Raw genomic sequence first — 18,900 nt, forward strand, 5'->3', positions numbered from 1 at the left:
AGTCGGTGATTAAGCTATTAAGCGCCCGGTTCATCGAGCACGAATCGATTGCGGACCGCCGGGAGTGGCCGGCCGGCCCGGCCCACCGGTTCGCTGCGGGTCGCCGGGCCACCCCGATCCGATGCGCCCGGAACCAATGTGCCCCGCTCCGATGCGGCCCGATCCGATGCGCCCGTTCGACGACCGGCGCCGCGCGCCACCATGGTCCAGCCGATCGTGGCCGAGCGGAGCGCCCCGATGGGCGGCGCCGGTGGCCGCGGGACCGCGACGGCGGCCCGGCCGGGTTCCCGCCCTCCGGCACCGGCCCCGGCACGGCAGTCGGTTCAGCCGCAGGTGGCGCGCCCACAGACGGTTCACCCGCGGCCATCCGGCCCGCCACCGATCTCTCAACCGCAGCCGCCCGCCAGATCGGCGTCACGGCGCACCGGGCTGTCGATCCTGCTCGCCGTTCTCGTCCTGCTGCTCGCCGCGCTCGTGCTGTTCGCGGTGGACCACCTCGTCGGCCAGATGTCCGCGGGACTCCTCGAGGGGTGGTCCGCAGCGGCCGGTACCAACGCACCGTCGGTGCTGCGATGACCTCGGTGCTGAGATGACGCCGGTGCTGAGATGACGCCGGTGCTGAGATGACGCCGGGGAGATGCCGACCAGTGACCCCGGCCGACCACCTCGCCCGGCGGAACGCCCCGGACAAATGGCACACTCGGCCCGGCCGACGCGGCGGCCGGAAGATCCGGTGCGGCCTCGACGCAACCCGAAGGTCCTGCTCCGCATCCTGCCCAGGGGCACCTCTGCGTGCCCTGCGAGCGGCCGGATCACCCGGCGCCGCGGTCGGCACGCCCATTCGGGCACGGCGGCACGCGGACGTTCGGCAAGGGATTTCGATGACGGGCAACAAGGGACGGCAATGACGGGATACCTGTTCGGCGATCGCTACCAGGTCGGGGACACCCTCGGCTTCGGCGGCATGTCCGAGGTGCACCGTGGCCGCGACCTCCGGCTCGGTCGGGATGTGGCGATCAAGGTGCTGCGCGCCGATCTCGCCCGCGACCCGTCGTTCCAGGCGCGGTTCCGCCGCGAGGCGCAGAACGCGGCCTCGCTCAACCACCCCGCGATCGTGGCGGTCTACGACACCGGCGAGACGACCGGTGAGGCCAGCACCATCCCGTACATCGTCATGGAGTACGTCGACGGCGACACCCTGCGCGACGTGCTGAAGAAGGAGGGTCCCCTTCCGCCTAAACGCGCGATGGAGATCGTCGCCGACATCTGCGCTGCACTCGACTTCTCGCACCGGCACGGCATCGTGCACCGGGACATCAAGCCGGCCAACGTCATGCTGAACCGGGCCGGCGCGGTCAAGGTGATGGACTTCGGCATCGCCAGGGCCGTCGCCGACGGCCAGGCCACCATGACGGCCACCGCCGCCGTCATCGGAACCGCGCAGTACCTGTCCCCGGAGCAGGCCCGCGGCGAGGCCGTCGACGCCCGCTCGGACGTCTATGCCACCGGCTGTGTGCTGTACGAGCTGCTCACCGGCGCCCCGCCCTTCACCGGCGATTCGCCGGTCGCCATCGCCTATCAGCACGTCCGCGAGGCGCCCCGCCCGCCGAGCGAGACGAAGCCGGGGCTGCCCAAGGAAATGGACGCCATCGTCCTGAAGGCGCTGAACAAGAATCCGCTGAACCGGTACCAGACAGCGGCCGAGATGCGGTCTGACCTGGTGCGGGCACTGTCCGGCCAGGCCGTCCAGGCGACCCCGCTGATGAGCGACGACGAGCGCACCGAACTGATGCGGGTGGGCCCGACGCGGGTCGGCGGCGCATCCCCGCCGTTGCTCGCCCCGCCGACCCGGGCGGTGCAGGACGACGACTGGGAGCCCGAGGAGACCGACCGGTCGAAGCGGGTGTGGGGGTTCGTCGGGATCGGGGTGCTCTGCGTCGCCCTGCTCGCCGGCGCCATCTGGCTCACCCTGCGGGTGGTCAGCGCCCCACCACCGGCGGCGCTGGTCGCGGTGCCCGACCTTCGCGGGATGACGCAGGAGGAGGCCACCGCCAAACTGCGGGAGAGCCGGCTGACCCTCGGCACCATCACCCCCACCGAGTCCAGCGACGCCGACAAGGACAAGGTCGTCAACCAGCGCCCGTCCAGCCAAACCCAGGTCGCGCAGGATTCCGCCGTCAACCTCGAGATCGGCAAGGGCGTCAGCCTGATCAGCGTGCCGAACGTGGTCAGCTACTCCCCCGACGAGGCCAAGAAGGCCTTGGAGGAGGTGAACCTGCAATACCAGGAAGTGCCCAAGTCGTCGTCTGACGCCGACAAGGGCAAGGCGCTGGCGCAGGACCCCGCCCCCCAGGCGCAGGTCAAACCGGCGACCGTCGTCAAGGTGACCGTCGGGACCGGCCTGGAAACCGTCCAGGTGCCCAACGGCCTGGTCGGCAAGTCGCTCGACGAGGCCACCGACCTGTTGACGAAGGCGAAGCTGAAGGTCGTCTCCCTGGAGGCGGACGGCGTCGAGCCGCTCAACCAGGTCAAGGCGATGGACCCCGCTGCGGGCTCGCGCGTGCAGGAGGGCACACCGGTCACTCTGACGGTGTCGAACAACCTGCTGATGGTGATGCCCAACCTGATCAACAGCAGCCCGGACCAGGCCTTCGGCCAGCTGAAGGACGCGGGCTGGGGCGGTGAGAGCGGCGACCTGGGTCGATCCGAGGTGGAGGTCACCGATCCCGCGCTGGTCGGAGCGGTGGTCAACCAGAATCCGGCATCCGGGAACGTCGTACCCAAGGTCGGAACCGCGGTGCAGGTACAGATCGGCATCCCGGCCAAGGTCGACATCCCGGACGTCGTCGGAAAGCCGGTCGCCGAGGCCAGGGCGCTGATGGCGGGCATCCCGAACGTCACCTTCGCCACGGTGGGCGGCACCCCTCCGGGCAAGGCCGGGACCGTGCAGGGCCAGTCGGTGGCCGGTCGGGTCAACGTCGGCACGCCGGTGCTGGTGAACGTCTACGGTGCGGAACCACCGCCGACGACGCCGACGACCCCACCGACGACGACCGCGCCACCGCCGTCATCGGCCGCGCCGCCGGGGCCGCCGGGGACCACGCCGCCCGCCGGTCCGCCGGCGTCCGTACCCAACTCCCGGGCGCCGGGCGGCTGACCCACGGCAAGAGGACCCTCGGCAACAGCCATGGGAAGTGACGGAGGGGCCGTGGCCATCGGCGGAAGCCGAAGGTCACAGCCCCTCCGTCGGTCTTTCACAGAACCCTGACAGTCATTCACCGGCGGAGCGCAATCGGCGCTCACCGATTCCACAAGCAGTGCGGACATGGTGAGAAGCATGAGCCAGGACATGACCCCACGACCCGGCGATCTGCCCGCCGCCGGTTCCGCTGATCGCGCGCGCCAGGGCGAGACCGCTTCCCCGCACACCCAGTACTCGGCCCCGTCGCCCGCCGACCGCCCCACCGCCACACCGCGCGTCGGTGCCGGTCCGGTGCCCCCCGGCGGCCAGGCATGGAGCCAGGACACGAACGACACCGGACCGGTCCGGGTCCAGCACCCGGCCGATCAGGCCTGGTGGGAGCCCCGCCCGAGCGGCGCCTGGTCCACCCCCGGCTGGGGTGCGAACCGATCGGCAGGCACCCCCGGCCAGCCCTACGCGGGAGCACACGGAACCAGCTCCTTCGGCGCTCCGAACCAGCCCGGTCGGGCCGGCTATCCCGGTACCGCCACCATGCCGCCGGTGCAGGATCAGCAGGCCGCACAGAAGTCGACCAAGGGCCGCCGCACCTCGACCCTGGTCGCCACCACCGCCGCCCTGGCGCTGGTCGCCGGCTTCGGCGGCGGCTACCTCGGCGGCCAGTTCAACGCCGATTCGGTGGCCGGCGACAGCTCGCTGAGCCAGCTCAGCACCAGCGCCCCCGTCTCCGACAACCGGGCGCCTGCGCCCGCGGGATCCGTGCAGGAAGTGGCATCCAAGGTGCTGCCCTCCACCGTCTCGGTGCTGGCCAGCTCCGGCTCCAGCGGCGGTGAGGGATCCGGCGTCATCCTGACCGCCGACGGAATGATCCTGACGAACAACCACGTCGTCGAGGGCGCCACGACCCTCGAGGTCCGGTTCAACGACGGGACCACCGCCGCTGCCAAGATCGTCGGCACCACCGCCACCGACGACCTGGCCGTCATCAAGGCGGAGGGCGTCTCCGGGCTCACCCCCGCGACTCTCGGCAACTCGGCCGACCTCCAGGTGGGCCAGCCGGTGGTTGCCATCGGCTCGCCGCTCGGCCTGTCCGCCACCGTCACCTCCGGCATCGTGTCGGCCCTCAACCGGCCGGTCCGCACCGGATCGGAGTCCGGCCAGGCGCAGGACACCGTCATCAACGCCGTGCAGACCGACGCCGCGATCAACCCCGGCAACTCCGGTGGCGCGCTGGTCGACATGAACGGCAGCGTCATCGGCATCAACTCGGCGATCGCCTCGCTGTCCGCCTCCGAGTCCGGCGGCCAGGCCGGCTCCATCGGCGTCGGCTTCGCCATTCCGGTCGACCAGGCCAAGCGGATCGCCAAGGAGATCATCGAGACGGGCAAGGCGACGCACGCGGTGCTCGGCGCAACGGTCTCGGACGCGGCCGGCCAGTCGAGCCAGATCCCGACCGGCGCCAAGATCGCCCAGGTGACCGAGGGCAGCGGTGCCCAGGCGGCCGGCCTGCAGTCGGGCGACGTCATCACCGCCATCGGCTACCAGACGGTGGAGAGCGCGGACGCGCTGATCGCCGCGGTGCGCTCCGCCACGCCGAACGGAACCACCAACGTGACCTTCGTCCGCGACGGCGCCGACCAGACCGTCAGCGTGACGTTGGGTTCGGCGGAAGCGAACTGACCTCCCGCGGAGTGCACTCCGCGGCGGGCCAGCTCAGTTGAGACCACAGCTGAGGGGTACGGCAGAGCCCATGACCGGGATTCCGGTCATGGGCTCTGTCGTCTGTTCTCAGGGTCGTCTGTGCTCGAGGTCGTGTTCAGACGGCGCTGAGCCGGAGCCGCTCGACGTCCGCCTCCAGGGGTGCGACAAGGCCCGCGGCGGCCGCGTCGCCGCACGCGGCAAGCCAGTTCGCCAGCATCCGGTGGCCGCCCTGGGTGAGCACCGATTCCGGGTGGAACTGGACGCCCTCGATGGCGTACTCGCGGTGACGCAGACCCATGATCACCCCGCCGGTGGTGCGGGCAGTCACCTCGAGCTCGGCCGGCACGGTTCCGTCGACCACCGCCAACGAGTGGTACCGGGTCGCGGTGAACGGGTCCGGCAGGCCGGTCAACACCCCGACGTCGGAATGCTCCACCAGTGAGGTCCGTCCGTGCAGCAGTTCCTCCGCGCGGTCGACGACGGCGCCGTACACCTCGGCGATGGCCTGATGTCCCAGGCACACCCCGAACACCGGCAGCCGGCCGGCCGCCCAGCGCACCATGTCCTCCGTCACGCCCGCGTCGGCAGGGGTTCCGGGTCCGGGCGAGAGCAGCACGCCGTCGACACCCAGGTCCTCGACCTCGTCGGTGGTGACGGCGTCGTTGCGCCGGACGATGCACTCGGCGCCGAGTTGCTCGAGGTACTGCACGAGGTTGAACACGAAGGAGTCGTAGTTGTCCACGACGAGGATGGTCGTCACCCGTCCAGCGTGGCACACCCCGCCGACTGCTTTTGCCGCCCGCGGGGGCGTGCGGGCTCAGCCGGTGGTCACCCGGTCGAACGGCAGATACGGCTCCAACCACGGGAACACGACGAAGAACAGCAGTGCCACGACGAGCAGGAACAGCAGCATCGCCTGCAGGGTACGGGCCGCTGTGGGGCCCGGAAGGTGACGCCAGATCCAGGTGTACACGCCTCAGCCCTCCGTGAGCTCGGGCGGCAGGAAGCCCGCCGACTTGCCGTAGCTCCGCACCAGCACGCCGTGGATGATCATGCGCTCGGCGTCGGAGAACTGCGGGTGACAGGTGGTCAGGGTGATCAGCCGCTCGGCGTCCGGCGGCACGGCGGTGGAGTCGACGTGCGGGACGGGCAGGATCTGTGCGTAGTCGGTCGGCTGGGTGATCTCACGGCCGAAAACGCCGTCGTAGGCACCGGTCTGGACCTCGACGCCGTCGCAGTTGGTCCGTGGCGTCTTCGTCCAGGATGCGACGTCCTCGGCCATCGGCAGCACCCGGTAGAGGAACCAGTCGTCCTCGGTCTCGACCACGATCGCGTCACAGGCGGCGAGCAACCCGAGGTCGTTGAACGGCGAACCCTTGGACACCCGGTGACCGGCCACGGCGAAATTGCCCTGCTGGCCCGGCAGCTGGGTGGTCGCGTAGTGCCCGGGGCCGATGTACAGATCGTCCGGGTCGGTTCCCTCGACGACGGTGAAGACGTAGTCCGCGCCGAATGCGGGCACGTACAGCTTGGCGAAGCCCTCGCCGGTCAAAGTCTGGTACTTGGGCGTGCGCTGCCGTGGGTCCGTCACCAGCTGGTCGGGGTCGTCGACGACCACGGTGCTGGTCGACTCGACCTCGGCCTTCGCCCAGACCCGGTCCACCGCCGAGGTGGCCGCCGCCTGCTTCTGGTGCCCGAACAGATCGGTGACGTAGACCTCGTAGACGACGAACAGCAGCACGATCACGCCGAGCGTCATCAGCAGCTGACCGGTGCCGCGCAGGAACAGTCGCACCACGTCGCCCGCCGACCGGCCGCGGCTGGTGGCCGGTCCGGTCCCGTCGGTGCGCTCGTCGACGCTCATCGTGCCGCCGCCCTGGCCGACGCGAGGCGCACCGGCGCGTCGTAGGCGGGCAGGGTCACCGAGTCGAGTTCGGTGACGGTGTACCCGAGCTGGTACTTCTCGACGTACTGAAGAAGCAGTTGCACACCCGGTTCGGCGTCGAGCGCGGCGGACATCGAGGTGGCATCACCGATCGCTGTGACGACGAACGGCGGCGAGTACGTCCGCCCCTGGAGCAGCAGGGTGTTGCCGATGCAGCGCACCGCCGAGGTGGTCAGCACCCGTTGGTCCATGATCATCATTGCCTCGGCGCCGCCCGCCCACATCGCGTTGACCACCGACTGGACGTCCTGCTGGTGGATCACCAGATCGTCCGGGTCCACGCCTGCCGGGTAGTTGCCGTCGGCGTCGCGGGGGGCGTCGGACATCGAGACCGACATGCCGGGTCCCTCCACGGCCACCAGGCCGGCAGCCGGTTCGAGAGCGGTGACCTCGTCCCTGGCCGCCTCGACCAGTGGGGAGACATCCCCCTCGGCGGCCGCGTCGATCTGTGCCTGCAACGACGCTGCCTGCGCGTCGGCGGCCAGTACGCGCTGTCCGGCCTGCCGGACGACGGCGGACAGGTCGATCGACCGGTTGCTGATGTCCTCGCCCTGTGAGTAACTACGTGCGGTGCCGAGCAGCACGCCGGCGCCGAGGCAGACGACCAGGACGCCGACCCGCCAGGCCACGGCAGCGGTGGACCGGCGGGGGCGCGGAGCGTCGTTCGTCACCGGCATCCCTCCCCCGTTCGCCGCCGGACCGGCTGTGCAGCGCGGCCGACAGCGGTCCCAACCTCTGTCAACACCGTAGGCTAGTAGCAGAGATGTACGGTTCCGGTGATCCCGGATGAGCACGGTCTTGTCAGCAGGAGGAACGAGTGCCCAAGTCGAAGGTCCGCAAGAAGGTCGCCACCACGACCGCGCGGTCGAACAACGAGGCGAACGCCGCGGCTGCGGCCGCTTCACGCGCGCACGTCGCCGCCCCGTCGTCGCCGATCTATGTCGGGATCATGCTCGGGCTGATGGTCCTCGGCCTGCTCTGGCTGGTTGTCTACTACCTGTGGGGCTCGAGCATCCCGTTCATCGCCAACCTCGGTAACTGGAACTTCGCCATCGGCTTCACGCTGATGATCGCCGGTCTGCTGATGACCATGCGCTGGCGCTGACGCCCGCATCTCCCGCAGAACAACACCGTTGTGATTCATCCCCATTGTGGACAGCTCGTGTGCACAACCCCCGCTCCAGCGCGACACCGGTGACCGAAGGATCCGACTTTCCGGGGCGGGGCTCGCTGGTCTGGCGACCACACCCCGCGCTGCTGGTGATCGGCGGCCTGGCCGCGCTCGGTTCCGTCGCGTCGGCCGTCCTGTCGTCGGACCCGCTCGATCGGCTGGTCGCGGTCTTCCTCGCCCTGGTCTTCATCGGGGTGACCGTCGTCGGCCGCCGGCGGCGGCTGGTCGGCGGCCCCCGGGGGCTGCTCGTGCAGCGGTTCTCCGACACCCGGATCGTCCCGTGGTCGCAGGTGCGCAGCGTGCACAGCGCGCGATCGGCGCGGCTGGGCATCGCCAACACCACCGTCGAGATCGACCTGCTGGACGACGATCTGCTGGTCTTCGGGCGGACCGAACTGGGGTCCGATCCCGCCGACGTCGCCGATGTCCTGATCCGGTGGTGGCGCGGCTGAGGGCGTCCTGCCGCCAGACGGTCAGTGCGCCGGGACGCAGGTGATGCCGCGGACGTTGTAGACGCAGAACCACTCGCCGATCTGGGCGTTGCGGAAGATCAGCAGGGCGGCGCAGACCACCAGCACCGCAACGGCCGTTCCCCACTGCCACTGCTGCCTGGTCTCCCTCGGCGGGAAGACCATAGAGGCACCCACGATGGCACCCACCACCAGCCCGCCGAGGTGCCCCTGCCAGGAGATCCCAGCGAACTGGAACGTCACATACACGTTCAGCGCCAGCACGATCAGCAACGGCCGCAGTTCGTAGTTGAGCCGTTTGAAGGTGACCAGCAGCGCGCCCATCAGGCCGTAGATCGCCCCGGAGGCCCCGATCGTCGGCGTGAACAGCCCGCTGAACAGCATCACGCTGATTGATCCACCGAGCAGGCTGAGCAGGTAGATCACCAGGAACCTGCCGCGGCCGAGGATCCGTTCGAGCGGGATGCCAAGGATGTACAGCGAGATCATGTTGGTCGCGATGTGGATGAGGTTGGCGTGCAGGAAGCCCGCCGTCAGCAGCCGCCAGTACTCCCCGGACGCCACCTCGATCGGCAGCAGCGCGCCGTGCTGGTACGCGGCCGAGTCGGACAGATCCATCGCGGACTGCGCCTGGACCGCGGTCAGCAGGAACGCCAGCAGGTTGATGCCGATCAGCACGATCGAGACCAGCGGCTTCTGGCCCAGCCGCGCACCGGACACCGTGCGCGGAGCCTGCTGGTCAACCCGTCCCTCGGCCACGCAGGCGCGGCACTGGAAGCCGACGCTCGCCGGCGTCAGGCACTCGGGGCAGGCCGGCCGGCCGCACCGGGAGCAGGCCAGCGCGGTGGCCCGGTCGGGGTGCCACGGGCACACGGCGACCGGCTGGGGTTGGTACCCGGCCGGTCCCTGTGACGGGTGCGGCGGTGGAGTGCTCACGTGGTCAGGCCCCGTACCGCCGCTGCCGGATCGATCAGACCGAGGCGGGCGCGTCGGTGTCCTCGACGCTGATCGAGGTGATCACCACATCGTCGGCGGGCCGGTCGAACCGGTCCGTCTTGGTGCTCTCGATGCTGTCGACGACGTCGCGGGATGCCTGGTCGGCGACCTCACCGAAGATCGTGTGCTTGTAGTTCAGGTGCGGGGTCGGGCCGACGGTGATGAAGAACTGCGAACCGTTGGTTCCGGGGCCGGCATTGGCCATCGCCAGCAGGTAGGGCTTGTTGAAGGACAGTTCCGGGTGGAACTCGTCGGCGAAGGTGTACCCGGGACCGCCGCGGCCGGTGCCGGTCGGGTCACCGCCCTGGAGCATGAAGCCGGAGATCACCCGATGGAAGATGGCGCCGTCGTAGAACGGTCCGCTCGTCTCGCCCGACGCGTTCTTGGTCGTGTACTTCGCGGTGCCCTTGGCGAGGCCGACGAAGTTGTTGACGGTCTTCGGCGCCTGGTTCGGGAACAGCTCGATCCGGATGTCGCCGCGGTTGGTGTGCAGGGTTGCGTAGAGGCTCACGGTGATCCATCCTGCCACGGCGTGCGGGCCGCCCCGCCCGGCTGGCACCGATCCGGACCGTGCGCGGGGGGTCAGAGACCCAATTTCTCGACCGTCATGACGACCATCTGCCGGCCCTTGATCGACTGTTGCTGGTTCGATTCCGCCACGATCGCGATGGTGCCCTTGGAGACCGCGTACACCGAACCGTTGTCGGTGACCATCGACCCGCCCGTCCAGCCGGGGGGCTGGTTCGCGGGATTGGACGCCTCGATCGGCACGTGCGCGTCCACCGCGGCGACAGCGGCCTGCGGGGTGTCGGCCTCGATCACCCGGACCGATGCCAGCGCGCCGCCGTCGGACCTGCTGAACACGCAGATCGGGTAGGGCTCGACGGCGATGACCTGCGTCGTCCCGGTGCGCTGGCCGTTGATCTGCGCCACGGCGTCGTCCGACAGGTAGGGGCACGGACCGTCCACCGGTGCGGGTTCGGAGGTGGCCGGCGGAGGGGCGGCGGTGATGGTGTTGCCGGCGGCCGTCGACGTCACGGTGGTCGCGATCTCGCTGGTCAGCGTGCCTGCGGTGACCGTCCTGGTGCTCGCCGGGGGCGCCGCGGTCGTACCGGTCGGCCCGGCCTGGGTCGATGAGCAGCCGGTCGCCAGCACCAGGAGCACGGCGGTCGCCAGTGCGATCCTCCCCCGGGTCGACATGAGCACACCGTAACGCGGCCATCACCGGGCGACGTGCGTCGACAGGCTGTGCGGGCCTCCCGAGTACCCTCGGCAAGCGAAGTCATCGCTGCGGCGCACGGGGGATCCGGTGCCGCGGACCCGGCAGTGGAGGCAAGCGCAGATGGTCGTCACCCAGCGTCGGAACACCACCCAGCGGGCGGCGATCCTGCAGGTGCTGGCGGGTACGGACGAGTTCGTCTCGGCCCAGGACCTGCACGGGGCGTTGCGCTCGTCGGGTTCGACGATCGGTCTGGCGACGGTGTACCGGGCGCTGCAGGACATGGCCGGCGGCGGAGACCTGGACACCGTCCGTACTGCCTCCGGCGAGGTGCTGTACCGGCAGTGCGCGCAGCCTGCACACCATCACCACCTGGTCTGCCGCCAGTGCGGGCGCACCCAGGAGGTCGAAGCGCCGAGCGTCGAGAAGTGGGCCAGGACGGTGGCGGCCGAGTACGGCTACACCAACATCAACCACGAACTCGAGCTGTTCGGCACCTGCGCCGAGTGTTCGACCGGAGGCCAGGCGCCGGACCCGGTCTGATCACGGAACCAGCGCCGGCTCGTCCGGAGCGGACAGGCTCAGCGTGCAGTCCGCGACGGCCGGCGAGCGGCGGATCTCCGCCTCCACCGCGCGCAGCCGCAGCGCCAGATGCGTCTCGGTGTCGTCACCGGTCAGGTCGACGTCGGCCACCAGGTACACCTGCCTGGGCCCGATGAACTCGAGCCGCAGCGCCGTGACGTGATCCACCGCGGGCAATGCCATCAGCGCGGTCAGCGCGGCGGACCGGGCCTCAGGGCTCACTTCCTGGCCGATCAGGAACTGCCGGTTCCGATTGATCAGCACAACGGCGACGACGGCCAACAATACGCCGACGAGGATCGAACCGATGGCGTCCGGGGTCGGCGAGCCGGTGATCTGGTGCAACGCAAGGCCACCGAACGCCAGCAGCAGGCCGATCAGCGCGGCCGCGTCCTCGGCGAACACCGCGCGCAGGGTCGGATCCGAGGTTGCCAGGACGTGGTCGAACAGATCGCGGTGCAGGTCGGTAGCCTCCCGTTTCGCCTGCCTGGTGGACTGCAGGAACGACACCCCCTCGAGCACGAACGACACCCCGAGAACGATGTAGCCGACGACGAAGTCGGTCGCCGGCTCCGGATCGAAGAGCTCCTGGACGCCGTGCATGATCGACACCGCGGCACCGGCGACGAACAGTCCCAGCGCAGCGAACAGCGACCAGACGTACGCCTCCCGGCCGAAGCCCAGCGGGTGGCCGGGCGCCGGTGGACGCCGCGAGCGTTTGTCCGCGACGATCAGGAAGATCTCGTTGCCGGTGTCCGCCCAGGAGTGCGCGGCCTCGGCGACGAGCGAAGCCGAGCCGGTGATCATCGCGGCCCAGCTCTTCGACACGGCGATCAGCAGGTTCGCGCCGAACGCGATCAGGATGGTCAGCGTGCTCTCGGATGTGCCGGAGTCGGCGGAGCCGCCCGACGCCGACCCGAGGGTGATGATCGGTCCTGGACCGGTCACCGGCTCCGGGGCCTCCGCATCGTCACCGGGGCCGTTCGGCTCGTCACGGACCGGGCGATCGCTCACCACGGCGGCACCGCCCTGCGCGGGCGACCGCCGGTCCAGCACCATGACGTCATGACGGGAACTCCGAGATGAAGCGCAGCGCGGGTCTGCTGCTGTACCGGGTCACCGGCGCTGATCCCGAGGTGCTGCTGGTGCACATGGGCGGTCCCTTCTGGGCGCGCAAGGACGAGCATGCGTGGTCAATTCCCAAGGGCGAGTTCACCGACCCGGAGAACCCGCGCGACGTGGCGATCAGGGAGTTCACCGAGGAACTCGGATCGACGCCACCGGACGGTCCGGAGGGCGATCTGGGTACGGCGAAGCAGAGCGGGAAAGCGGTCACCATATATACGCGGGAGGCTGATTTCGACGCCGCCTCCTGCCGTAGCAACACCTTCGAGATCGAGTGGCCGCCGCGCTCCGGCCGGTTGCAGAGCTTCCCCGAAGTGGACCGGGCCGAGTGGTTCGGGCTGGACACCGCCCGGCAGAAACTGGTGAAGGGGCAGGTCGTGTTTCTCGACCGGCTCAGCGCCGTCCTGACGGCCGCCGATCCGGCCGGCTGAGTGCTGGGTCGCCGGATGGGACAGCAGCGCGCAACAGTCCTAGCGTGGGGTCGGGACACGGAGGGCCCGGTATCCGGGCAGACAGGGACGGCACCGATGAAGCGTCGATCACTCGCGGCCGTCGCGGCTGCACTGCTCATCTCCACACTCGTCGCCTCGTGTGGCTTCTTCCGTGACGCGGGCGCGCAGACCACCCAGCAGCGCACCATCTCCGGAGTCACCGCGGTCCGGGTGCTCACCAGCGGTGACCTGACCATCACCGCCGGCAGTACCGAGACGCTCAGCGTCACCGCCGGCGAGAACCAGATGGCCGGGCTCACCTCTCAGGTGATCGACGGCACGCTGATCCTGGACAACAAGTCCAACGACTTCTCCGACGGGCGCATCAGTTACGCGTTGACGGTTCCTCCGCTGCAGGCCGTCGAGCTCAGCGGGTCCGGCGGAGTCGACGGCGTCGGTGTCCTGACCGGGGATGCACAGATCAGCGTCACCGGATCCGGCAATGCCACGTTGACCGGCCTCGACCTGTCGGGTGTGACAGTCGACATGACCGGCTCGGGCAACGTGACAGTCGCCGGCCGGGCGACGTCGCAGCAGGTCACCGGCACGGGATCGGGTAATTACCAGGCCGGTGAGTTCGCCACCGAACGCGCGGATGTCCGGCTCAGCGGATCGGGTGACGCCGTAGTGGACGTCACCGGGTCCCTGTCGGCGACGGTCACCGGAAGCGGTTCAGTCACCTATACCGGCAACCCTGCGGAGGTGAACCGGTCCACCACCGGCAGCGGCGATGTCGTCCCGGGCTGATCGAAACGGTAACGAGGGTCACCTGCATGAAAGTCGCAGGAACCCTCTTTCGACCGCGACGGTTTGTAGACTGAGGGAGCTGGATCGATCCAGAGCCCGTCGTACCACCGGGCACCACGAGGGCGATGACGCCCCTCCCGTCGCGCGGCATCGAAGCCCCCGACTCCATTGAGTAGTTATCCACTGAGAAGTTCGGCTCCTTCGGCATTCCGCTCGAAGGTCCATTCGGAGATCGCTGCCCCGTTCAGAAAGTCATAAGCACCATGGACCTCTCCGATGAGGGGTGGCCAGCCGACAGCGAGGCCGGGCTGACCGCACATCCCACGTTCGACACCGATCCCGCGGTGACCACCGACCACCTGCGTCGCCTCTGGCAGGCGGGCGGCCGGAGCATCACTGTCACCTATGACGAGACGACGGTCCGCCACCGCGCGTACCTCGCACACCCACGTACCGATATCTGAGGAGAACCACCATGAACGACATTCGCCAGATGTTCCGCGCAGCCCCCGGCATGGTCATCACCGTCGGCTCGCTGCTGGCCGTTGCCGCCCTGCTCGGCGTCACCGCGCTGATCATCAGCTGATCGCCACCCAAAAGATCACCAAGAAGATCGCCACCCAGAAGATCACCACCGAGAAGTTCGCCGAGCCCCAACGACCAACGGGACAGCTGCCAATCATGGACCAGGCCGGCTACGACGACGCCTTTCTGCAACTGACCGGCACACCGGAGCTGACCGCCGCCGCGGCGGCGGTCAGCAACCGTGAGCACCTGCGGCGGGACGTCGTGCGCGTCGCGAGCAGTCTGTTCTGCGCGGACGGGCTCGACCCGTCGGTCGTCAGCTTTGCCGCGGTGCGCCTCGCGGCGCACTGGGGCCGCAACGAGGAGGAGATCGACCTGATGATCGCGCACCGTTTGTTGCTGACGGCAACGGGTTTGATGGCGGCCTCTGAAGCGGCCGGCGAGCACACCACCCTTCATGGATGAGGCCAACCGCGCCCTCCCCTGGCACGGTCGGTGAAGGCGACGACCGCCGCCGGGTTCAGGAGGGATCGTCAGTGCCGACGTTCAAGGGAAAGATCGCGCTCGATATCCGTGATTCGACGCCCGACTGGGAGCCGTACCTCGCGCCGAAGGCGGCCGAGGGCGCGCCCAACGTGCTGTTCATCGCCTGGGATGACGTCGGCTACGGGACGATGGATGTCTTCGGCGGGCCCGTGGAGACGCCGACCATGCGGCGCATCGCCGACCGCGGCGTTCGCTACTCGAATTTCCACACCACGGCACTGTGCTCGCCCACCCGCGCATCGCTGCTGACCGGCCGGAATGCCACCTCCAACGGCATGGCCACCATCGCCGAGTTCAGCTCCGGTTTTCCCGGGATCTCCACCAGAATCCCGTTCGAGAACGGTTTCATCTCAGAGGTTCTGGCCGAGCACGGCTACAACACGTATTGCGTCGGTAAGTGGCACCTGACGCCGGGCGAAGAGACCAGCATGGCCGCGTTCAAGGGCCGGTGGCCGCTGGGCCGGGGCTTCGAGCGGTTCTACGGATTCCTCGGCGGCGAATCGAGTTCGTGGTACCCGGATCTCATCCACGACAACCATTCCATCGATCCGCCGGCCACCCCGGAAGAGGGCTACCACCTCTCGAAAGACCTTTCGGATCAGGCGATCCGGTTTGTCCGGGACGCCAAGGTCGTCGACCCGGACAAGCCGTTCTTCCTGTACTTCGCCCCGCAGGCCGGCCATGCGCCGCACCATGTGTTCTCCGAATGGGCCGACAAGTACAAGGGCCGATTCGACGAGGGGTACGAGGCCATGCGCGCCGGAATCCTCGAGCGGCAGAAGGAACTCGGGCTGCTGCCGGCGGACACCGAACTGTCCGTGATCAACCCGCATGGGGAGCCGTCGGCCACCGGGCCGGACGGCCAGCCCTGGCCTGTGCTGGACACGGTCCGGCCGTGGGACACCCTGTCCGACGACGAGAAGCGGCTGTTCTGCCGGATGGCCGAGGTCTTCGCCGGGTACATCTCCTACGCCGACGACCAGCTCGGCCGGCTGATCGACTTCCTGGAGTCCTCCGGCGAACTCGACAACACCATCGTTGTGGTGATCTCGGACAACGGCGCCAGCGGAGAGGGCGGGCCCAACGGCTCGTTCAACGAGTGGCGATTCTTCAACGGGGTAGCCGACACCACCGCGGAGACCCTGCCGCACATCGACGAGTTGGGCGGACCGAAGTCCTATAACCACTACAACACCGGGTGGGCGTGGGCTCTGGACACCCCGTTCCCGTACTGGAAGCGCTGGGCCGGTTACGAGGGCGGCGTCTCCGACATGTGCCTGATCTCGTGGCCGGCGAAGATTCCCGCTCAGGCGGCTGTGCGCCACCAGTACGTGCATGCCGTCGACGTCGTGCCGACGGTGTACGAACTGCTCGACATCACACCACCCGCAGTTCTCAAGGGCTATCCGCAGAACCCCATCGAGGGCGAGAGTTTCGCCGCGTCCCTCATCGATCCGAGCGTCCCGGGAAAGTCGACGCAGTTCTACACGATGCTGGGCCAGCGATCGATCTACCACGAGGGCTGGCTGGCCTGCACGGTTCACCCGCCGCTGTCCGGGTGGGGCAAGTTCGAGACCGACGTCTGGGAGCTCTACGACATCGAGCACGACCGGTCGCAGAGCACCAACCTCGCGGACAAGGAACCTGTCCGGCTGCAGGCCATGAAGGACCTCTGGTTCTACAACGCCGGCATCTTCCACGGCCTGCCGCTGGACGACCGGTCCGCCCTCGAACAGATCACCGCCGTTCGCCCGCACGGCGCACCCGACCGCGACCACTACATCTACTACCCGGACTGCGCGTCGGTCCCGGAACAGTCCGGCGTGCTGATCGGCGGCCGGTCCTACACGATTGCCGGCAGCGTCCAGATGGATGCGGCCGACGCGGAGGGCGTCATCTACGCCCACGGCGGCATCGCCGGCGGGCACAGCCTGTACGTGAAGGACAGCCGGTTGCACTACGCGTTCAACTGGGTCGGCACCTACCTGCAAGAGATCCACGGTGATCGCGACATCTCGCCGGGCTCACACGTTCTCACCGCGGAGTTCACCGCCACCGGCCGCAGCACCGACCCGAAGATGCCCGGCGCGCGCGGCGACCTGGTCCTGTACGTGGACGGTGTGCAGGTGGGGGCCGGCGAGATCACCACCCAACCCGGCTACTTCTGCGTCGTCGGCGACGGCATCACGATCGGCAGGGACGATGCCTCGCCGATCACCTCCGACTACCAAGGCCCGTTCCCGTTCACCGGGGGGAGCATCGACAAGGTTGTCGTCGACGTGTCGGGCGAGCGGTTCATCGATCACGAGGCTCAGGTTCGCGCGTGGCTCAGCCTGGACTGACCGAGCGGGCGAGTGGAACCGGAGATGCGCCGGGCGGGATGCTTCTGCCGCCCGGCGCCCCGCGGGCGTTCCACCTGCTCGCCAAGCCGACGGGCGCAGTCTGCAATCTGGACTGCACGTACTGCTTCTTCCTGTCGAAGGAGATGCTCTATCCGGGAAGCCGTTTCCGGATGGCCGACGATCTTCTCGAGATCTATCTCCGGCAATTGATCGAGGCGCACGCACACTCCGCGGAAGTGGTCGTCGGCTGGCAGGGCGGCGAGCCGACGATGATGGGCCTGGACTTCTTCCGCCGTTCGGTGGAGCTGGCCGAGACGATGCGGCTTCCCGGGCAACGGCTGGTGTACACCATCCAGACCAACGGCACGCTGATCGACGACGACTGGGCTGCCTTCTTCGCCGAGAACGGCTTTCTGGTGGGCCTTTCGATCGACGGCCCACGCGAGATCCACGACACCTACCGGGTGAACAAGGCAGGCAGGGGCAGCTTCGACAAGGTCATGGCCGGCCTCGCTGCGCTGCAGCGACACGGGGTCGAGTGGAATGCACTCACGACCGTGCACTCCGCGAACCAACGCGCCGGCCGGGAGATCTACCGGTTCCTGACCGACCAGTGCGAGGCGCGGTACCTGCAGTTCATCCCGATCGTCGAACGCACGACGCGGGCGCTGTTGCCGATCACCGATGTGGGATGGGGTGACGGCGTACGGGACCGGCCCCTCTACGTGCAGGACGGCGACCTCGTCACCGACCGGTCGATCGCACCGGACGGATTCTCACGCTTCATGATCGATGTCTTCGAGGAGTGGAAGCGCCGCGACATCGGCACCGTCTACGTGCAGATGTTCGACGTCGCGTTGGCGAACTGGTACGGCGAAACACCGAGCCTCTGCGTCCACTCCGAGACGTGCGGCCTGGCCGTCACTCTCGAGCACACGGGCGATCTGTACTCGTGCGACCACTTCGTCGAGCCCCAGTACAAACTCGGCAACATCCGCGAACATCGGCTGATCGACCTGATCGTCCTCCCACAGCAGCAGGCCTTCGGCCGCGACAAACGCGAGTCACTGCCGCAGTACTGCCTGGACTGCGATGTTCGGTTCGCCTGTCACGGCGGCTGCCCGAAGGACCGTTTCACCACGACTCCCGACGGCCGGTCCGGGCTCAACTATCTCTGCCCGAGCTACCGCGGATTCTTCACGCACATCCGCCCGGCGATGGCGGACATGACCGCGCTGTTGCGGGCGGGTGGAGCACCCGCGTCCTTGATGTCGATCTACACCGCGGAAGACGCCGGACGGGGACGGAACGAACCGTGCACCTGCGGGTCCGGCAGGAAGTGGAAGGTCTGTCACGGTCGTTGAGCCACCGCGTCAGCCGGAACCGACGAGCAGTGCGGCACCCTCGCCGGTGAGCTCGCCGGCCGCAGGGCCGCGCCCGGTGAGCAACAACAGCAACGGCCCCATCGAACCCCGGATCGGCGGGTCCGCGATGATCTCCCCGGTCGGCCGGGCCGCGGCCCGCTTCGCCTCCTCGAACATGCACCGGTTGAAGTTTCCCCTTGCCCGGATCAATGCCGGGATCACCTCCAGAGTCTCGACCAGAGCGAACGAGGCGACATGAACCGCAACATCTCTCATCGACCAGCCGGGTCAGACCGAGGGGTGCTCCCATTCCTCCGGACCCAGGTCCTGAAGGATGACTGCCAGCGCAGCGCGCTCGTCGTCGATCACTCTTCACACCGTGTCGTCGTCCACCGCGATCACTCCAGTTGTCGGCGAGTGTGACCGACCGATTCAACCAGGCGAGCAGAGCGCAGTTCGGCGCAGGTGACCCTGATG

Annotated in this window: 21 protein-coding genes; 12 read left to right on the forward strand and 9 right to left on the reverse strand. The window is 68.8% G+C overall.

All coding sequences use genetic code 11. The features are described 5' to 3' along the window. Positions 1-201: 201 nt before the first annotated feature. From ACVBEQ_RS11505 to ACVBEQ_RS11515, 3 genes are all read left to right on the forward strand, one after another. Positions 202-576: a hypothetical protein gene (locus ACVBEQ_RS11505; RefSeq protein ID WP_447153404.1), complete on the forward strand. Its 375-nt coding sequence runs from the start codon at positions 202-204 to the stop codon at positions 574-576. 328 nt (positions 577-904) lie between these two features. Then, positions 905-3,157 carry a Stk1 family PASTA domain-containing Ser/Thr kinase gene (pknB, locus tag ACVBEQ_RS11510; protein WP_447153405.1) on the forward strand — a complete coding sequence of 751 codons (2,253 nt, stop codon included), beginning with the start codon at positions 905-907 and terminating at the stop codon, positions 3,155-3,157. Between the two features lie 180 nt (positions 3,158-3,337). Further along, positions 3,338-4,879 (forward strand): S1C family serine protease, encoded by a 1,542-nt coding sequence (locus ACVBEQ_RS11515; RefSeq protein WP_447153406.1) that lies wholly within the window; start codon positions 3,338-3,340, stop codon positions 4,877-4,879. Positions 4,880-5,015: 136 nt separating this feature from the next. Here the strand turns inward: ACVBEQ_RS11515 and ACVBEQ_RS11520 are convergent, their stop codons facing one another. Genes ACVBEQ_RS11520 through ACVBEQ_RS11535 form a run of 4 tightly spaced genes read right to left on the reverse strand, consistent with a single transcriptional unit; the run spans position 5,016 to position 7,516 of the window. Continuing rightward, positions 5,016-5,660 carry an aminodeoxychorismate/anthranilate synthase component II gene (locus tag ACVBEQ_RS11520; protein WP_447153407.1) on the reverse strand — a complete coding sequence of 215 codons (645 nt, stop codon included), beginning with the start codon at positions 5,658-5,660 and terminating at the stop codon, positions 5,016-5,018. Positions 5,661-5,717: 57 nt separating this feature from the next. Continuing rightward, positions 5,718-5,873: a hypothetical protein gene (locus tag ACVBEQ_RS11525; protein ID WP_447153408.1), complete on the reverse strand. Its 156-nt coding sequence runs from the start codon at positions 5,871-5,873 to the stop codon at positions 5,718-5,720. Positions 5,874-5,876: 3 nt separating this feature from the next. After that, positions 5,877-6,764, reverse strand: a complete 888-nt coding sequence (locus ACVBEQ_RS11530) for a class E sortase (protein WP_447153409.1) — start codon at positions 6,762-6,764, stop codon at positions 5,877-5,879. Beyond that, the gene (locus ACVBEQ_RS11535) at positions 6,761-7,516 is read right to left on the reverse strand and encodes a DUF881 domain-containing protein (protein ID WP_447153410.1); all 756 of its coding nucleotides are present in this window, start codon (positions 7,514-7,516) and stop codon (positions 6,761-6,763) included. Before ACVBEQ_RS11535 ends, ACVBEQ_RS11530 begins: the two co-directional genes overlap by 4 nt. 146 nt (positions 7,517-7,662) lie before the next feature. Here ACVBEQ_RS11535 and crgA point away from each other — a divergent pair, with 146 nt between their 5' ends. Together crgA and ACVBEQ_RS11545 are read left to right on the forward strand one after the other, a co-directional pair. Beyond that, positions 7,663-7,950 (forward strand): cell division protein CrgA, encoded by a 288-nt coding sequence (gene crgA / locus ACVBEQ_RS11540; protein ID WP_447153411.1) that lies wholly within the window; start codon positions 7,663-7,665, stop codon positions 7,948-7,950. Between the two features lie 89 nt (positions 7,951-8,039). Further along, positions 8,040-8,468 carry a PH domain-containing protein gene (locus ACVBEQ_RS11545; protein WP_447153412.1) on the forward strand — a complete coding sequence of 143 codons (429 nt, stop codon included), beginning with the start codon at positions 8,040-8,042 and terminating at the stop codon, positions 8,466-8,468. Between the two features lie 21 nt (positions 8,469-8,489). On the opposite strand, the gene ACVBEQ_RS11550 is transcribed toward ACVBEQ_RS11545, so the two are convergent. The 3 genes from ACVBEQ_RS11550 to ACVBEQ_RS11560 form a co-directional block, all read right to left on the reverse strand. Further along, positions 8,490-9,422: a rhomboid family intramembrane serine protease gene (locus tag ACVBEQ_RS11550; protein WP_447153413.1), complete on the reverse strand. Its 933-nt coding sequence runs from the start codon at positions 9,420-9,422 to the stop codon at positions 8,490-8,492. A 34-nt stretch (positions 9,423-9,456) separates the two neighbouring features. Beyond that, positions 9,457-9,993 carry a peptidylprolyl isomerase gene (locus tag ACVBEQ_RS11555; protein WP_447153414.1) on the reverse strand — a complete coding sequence of 179 codons (537 nt, stop codon included), beginning with the start codon at positions 9,991-9,993 and terminating at the stop codon, positions 9,457-9,459. Between the two features lie 71 nt (positions 9,994-10,064). After that, positions 10,065-10,682, reverse strand: coding sequence for a DUF2020 domain-containing protein (locus ACVBEQ_RS11560; RefSeq protein ID WP_447153415.1), 618 nt, complete (start codon positions 10,680-10,682; stop codon positions 10,065-10,067). A gap of 142 nt (positions 10,683-10,824) precedes the next feature. Here ACVBEQ_RS11560 and ACVBEQ_RS11565 point away from each other — a divergent pair, with 142 nt between their 5' ends. Then, positions 10,825-11,244 carry a Fur family transcriptional regulator gene (locus ACVBEQ_RS11565; RefSeq protein ID WP_447153416.1) on the forward strand — a complete coding sequence of 140 codons (420 nt, stop codon included), beginning with the start codon at positions 10,825-10,827 and terminating at the stop codon, positions 11,242-11,244. On the opposite strand, the gene ACVBEQ_RS11570 is transcribed toward ACVBEQ_RS11565, so the two are convergent. Next, positions 11,245-12,342, reverse strand: coding sequence for a cation diffusion facilitator family transporter (locus ACVBEQ_RS11570; RefSeq protein ID WP_447153417.1), 1,098 nt, complete (start codon positions 12,340-12,342; stop codon positions 11,245-11,247). A 23-nt stretch (positions 12,343-12,365) separates the two neighbouring features. Between ACVBEQ_RS11570 and ACVBEQ_RS11575 the strand changes: the two genes are divergently transcribed. The 6 genes from ACVBEQ_RS11575 to ACVBEQ_RS11600 all read left to right on the forward strand — a co-directional run bounded on the left by ACVBEQ_RS11575 (position 12,366) and on the right by ACVBEQ_RS11600 (position 18,423). Then, complete coding sequence (locus tag ACVBEQ_RS11575; RefSeq protein WP_447153418.1) at positions 12,366-12,839, forward strand: NUDIX hydrolase; 474 nt, start codon at positions 12,366-12,368, stop codon at positions 12,837-12,839. A 96-nt stretch (positions 12,840-12,935) separates the two neighbouring features. After that, complete coding sequence (locus ACVBEQ_RS11580; RefSeq protein ID WP_447153419.1) at positions 12,936-13,646, forward strand: head GIN domain-containing protein; 711 nt, start codon at positions 12,936-12,938, stop codon at positions 13,644-13,646. 263 nt (positions 13,647-13,909) lie between these two features. After that, positions 13,910-14,110: a hypothetical protein gene (locus ACVBEQ_RS11585; protein WP_447153420.1), complete on the forward strand. Its 201-nt coding sequence runs from the start codon at positions 13,910-13,912 to the stop codon at positions 14,108-14,110. Between the two features lie 217 nt (positions 14,111-14,327). After that, entirely contained in the window at positions 14,328-14,636 is a 309-nt protein-coding gene (locus tag ACVBEQ_RS11590) for a hypothetical protein (protein WP_447153421.1), read from the forward strand. A 71-nt stretch (positions 14,637-14,707) separates the two neighbouring features. After that, complete coding sequence (locus ACVBEQ_RS11595; protein ID WP_447153455.1) at positions 14,708-17,059, forward strand: sulfatase-like hydrolase/transferase; 2,352 nt, start codon at positions 14,708-14,710, stop codon at positions 17,057-17,059. Beyond that, a complete protein-coding gene (locus ACVBEQ_RS11600; RefSeq protein ID WP_447153422.1) occupies positions 17,041-18,423 on the forward strand; it encodes an anaerobic sulfatase maturase in 1,383 nt (460 codons plus the stop codon). The genes ACVBEQ_RS11595 and ACVBEQ_RS11600 overlap by 19 nt, the downstream gene beginning before the upstream one ends. 9 nt (positions 18,424-18,432) lie before the next feature. Here the strand turns inward: ACVBEQ_RS11600 and ACVBEQ_RS11605 are convergent, their stop codons facing one another. Next, positions 18,433-18,699: a hypothetical protein gene (locus ACVBEQ_RS11605; RefSeq protein WP_447153423.1), complete on the reverse strand. Its 267-nt coding sequence runs from the start codon at positions 18,697-18,699 to the stop codon at positions 18,433-18,435. Between the last annotated feature and the right edge of the window lie 201 nt (positions 18,700-18,900).

Source organism: Nakamurella sp. GG22, from assembly GCF_052976845.2.

What these genes read in the sequence shown, in the direction of transcription:
- ACVBEQ_RS11560 (WP_447153415.1), bottom strand. Translation starts at nt 10,682, where the DNA reads ATGTCGACCCGGGGGAGGATCGCACTGGCGACCGCCGTGCTCCTGGTG.
- ACVBEQ_RS11590 (WP_447153421.1), top strand. Translation starts at nt 14,328, where the DNA reads ATGGACCAGGCCGGCTACGACGACGCCTTTCTGCAACTGACCGGCACA.
- ACVBEQ_RS11530 (WP_447153409.1), bottom strand. Translation starts at nt 6,764, where the DNA reads ATGAGCGTCGACGAGCGCACCGACGGGACCGGACCGGCCACCAGCCGC.
- ACVBEQ_RS11515 (WP_447153406.1), top strand. Translation starts at nt 3,338, where the DNA reads ATGAGCCAGGACATGACCCCACGACCCGGCGATCTGCCCGCCGCCGGT.
- ACVBEQ_RS11605 (WP_447153423.1), bottom strand. Translation starts at nt 18,699, where the DNA reads ATGAGAGATGTTGCGGTTCATGTCGCCTCGTTCGCTCTGGTCGAGACT.
- ACVBEQ_RS11585 (WP_447153420.1), top strand. Translation starts at nt 13,910, where the DNA reads ATGGACCTCTCCGATGAGGGGTGGCCAGCCGACAGCGAGGCCGGGCTG.
- pknB (WP_447153405.1), top strand. Translation starts at nt 905, where the DNA reads ATGACGGGATACCTGTTCGGCGATCGCTACCAGGTCGGGGACACCCTC.
- ACVBEQ_RS11570 (WP_447153417.1), bottom strand. Translation starts at nt 12,342, where the DNA reads ATGGTGCTGGACCGGCGGTCGCCCGCGCAGGGCGGTGCCGCCGTGGTG.
- ACVBEQ_RS11580 (WP_447153419.1), top strand. Translation starts at nt 12,936, where the DNA reads ATGAAGCGTCGATCACTCGCGGCCGTCGCGGCTGCACTGCTCATCTCC.
- ACVBEQ_RS11575 (WP_447153418.1), top strand. Translation starts at nt 12,366, where the DNA reads ATGAAGCGCAGCGCGGGTCTGCTGCTGTACCGGGTCACCGGCGCTGAT.
- ACVBEQ_RS11505 (WP_447153404.1), top strand. Translation starts at nt 202, where the DNA reads ATGGTCCAGCCGATCGTGGCCGAGCGGAGCGCCCCGATGGGCGGCGCC.
- ACVBEQ_RS11565 (WP_447153416.1), top strand. Translation starts at nt 10,825, where the DNA reads ATGGTCGTCACCCAGCGTCGGAACACCACCCAGCGGGCGGCGATCCTG.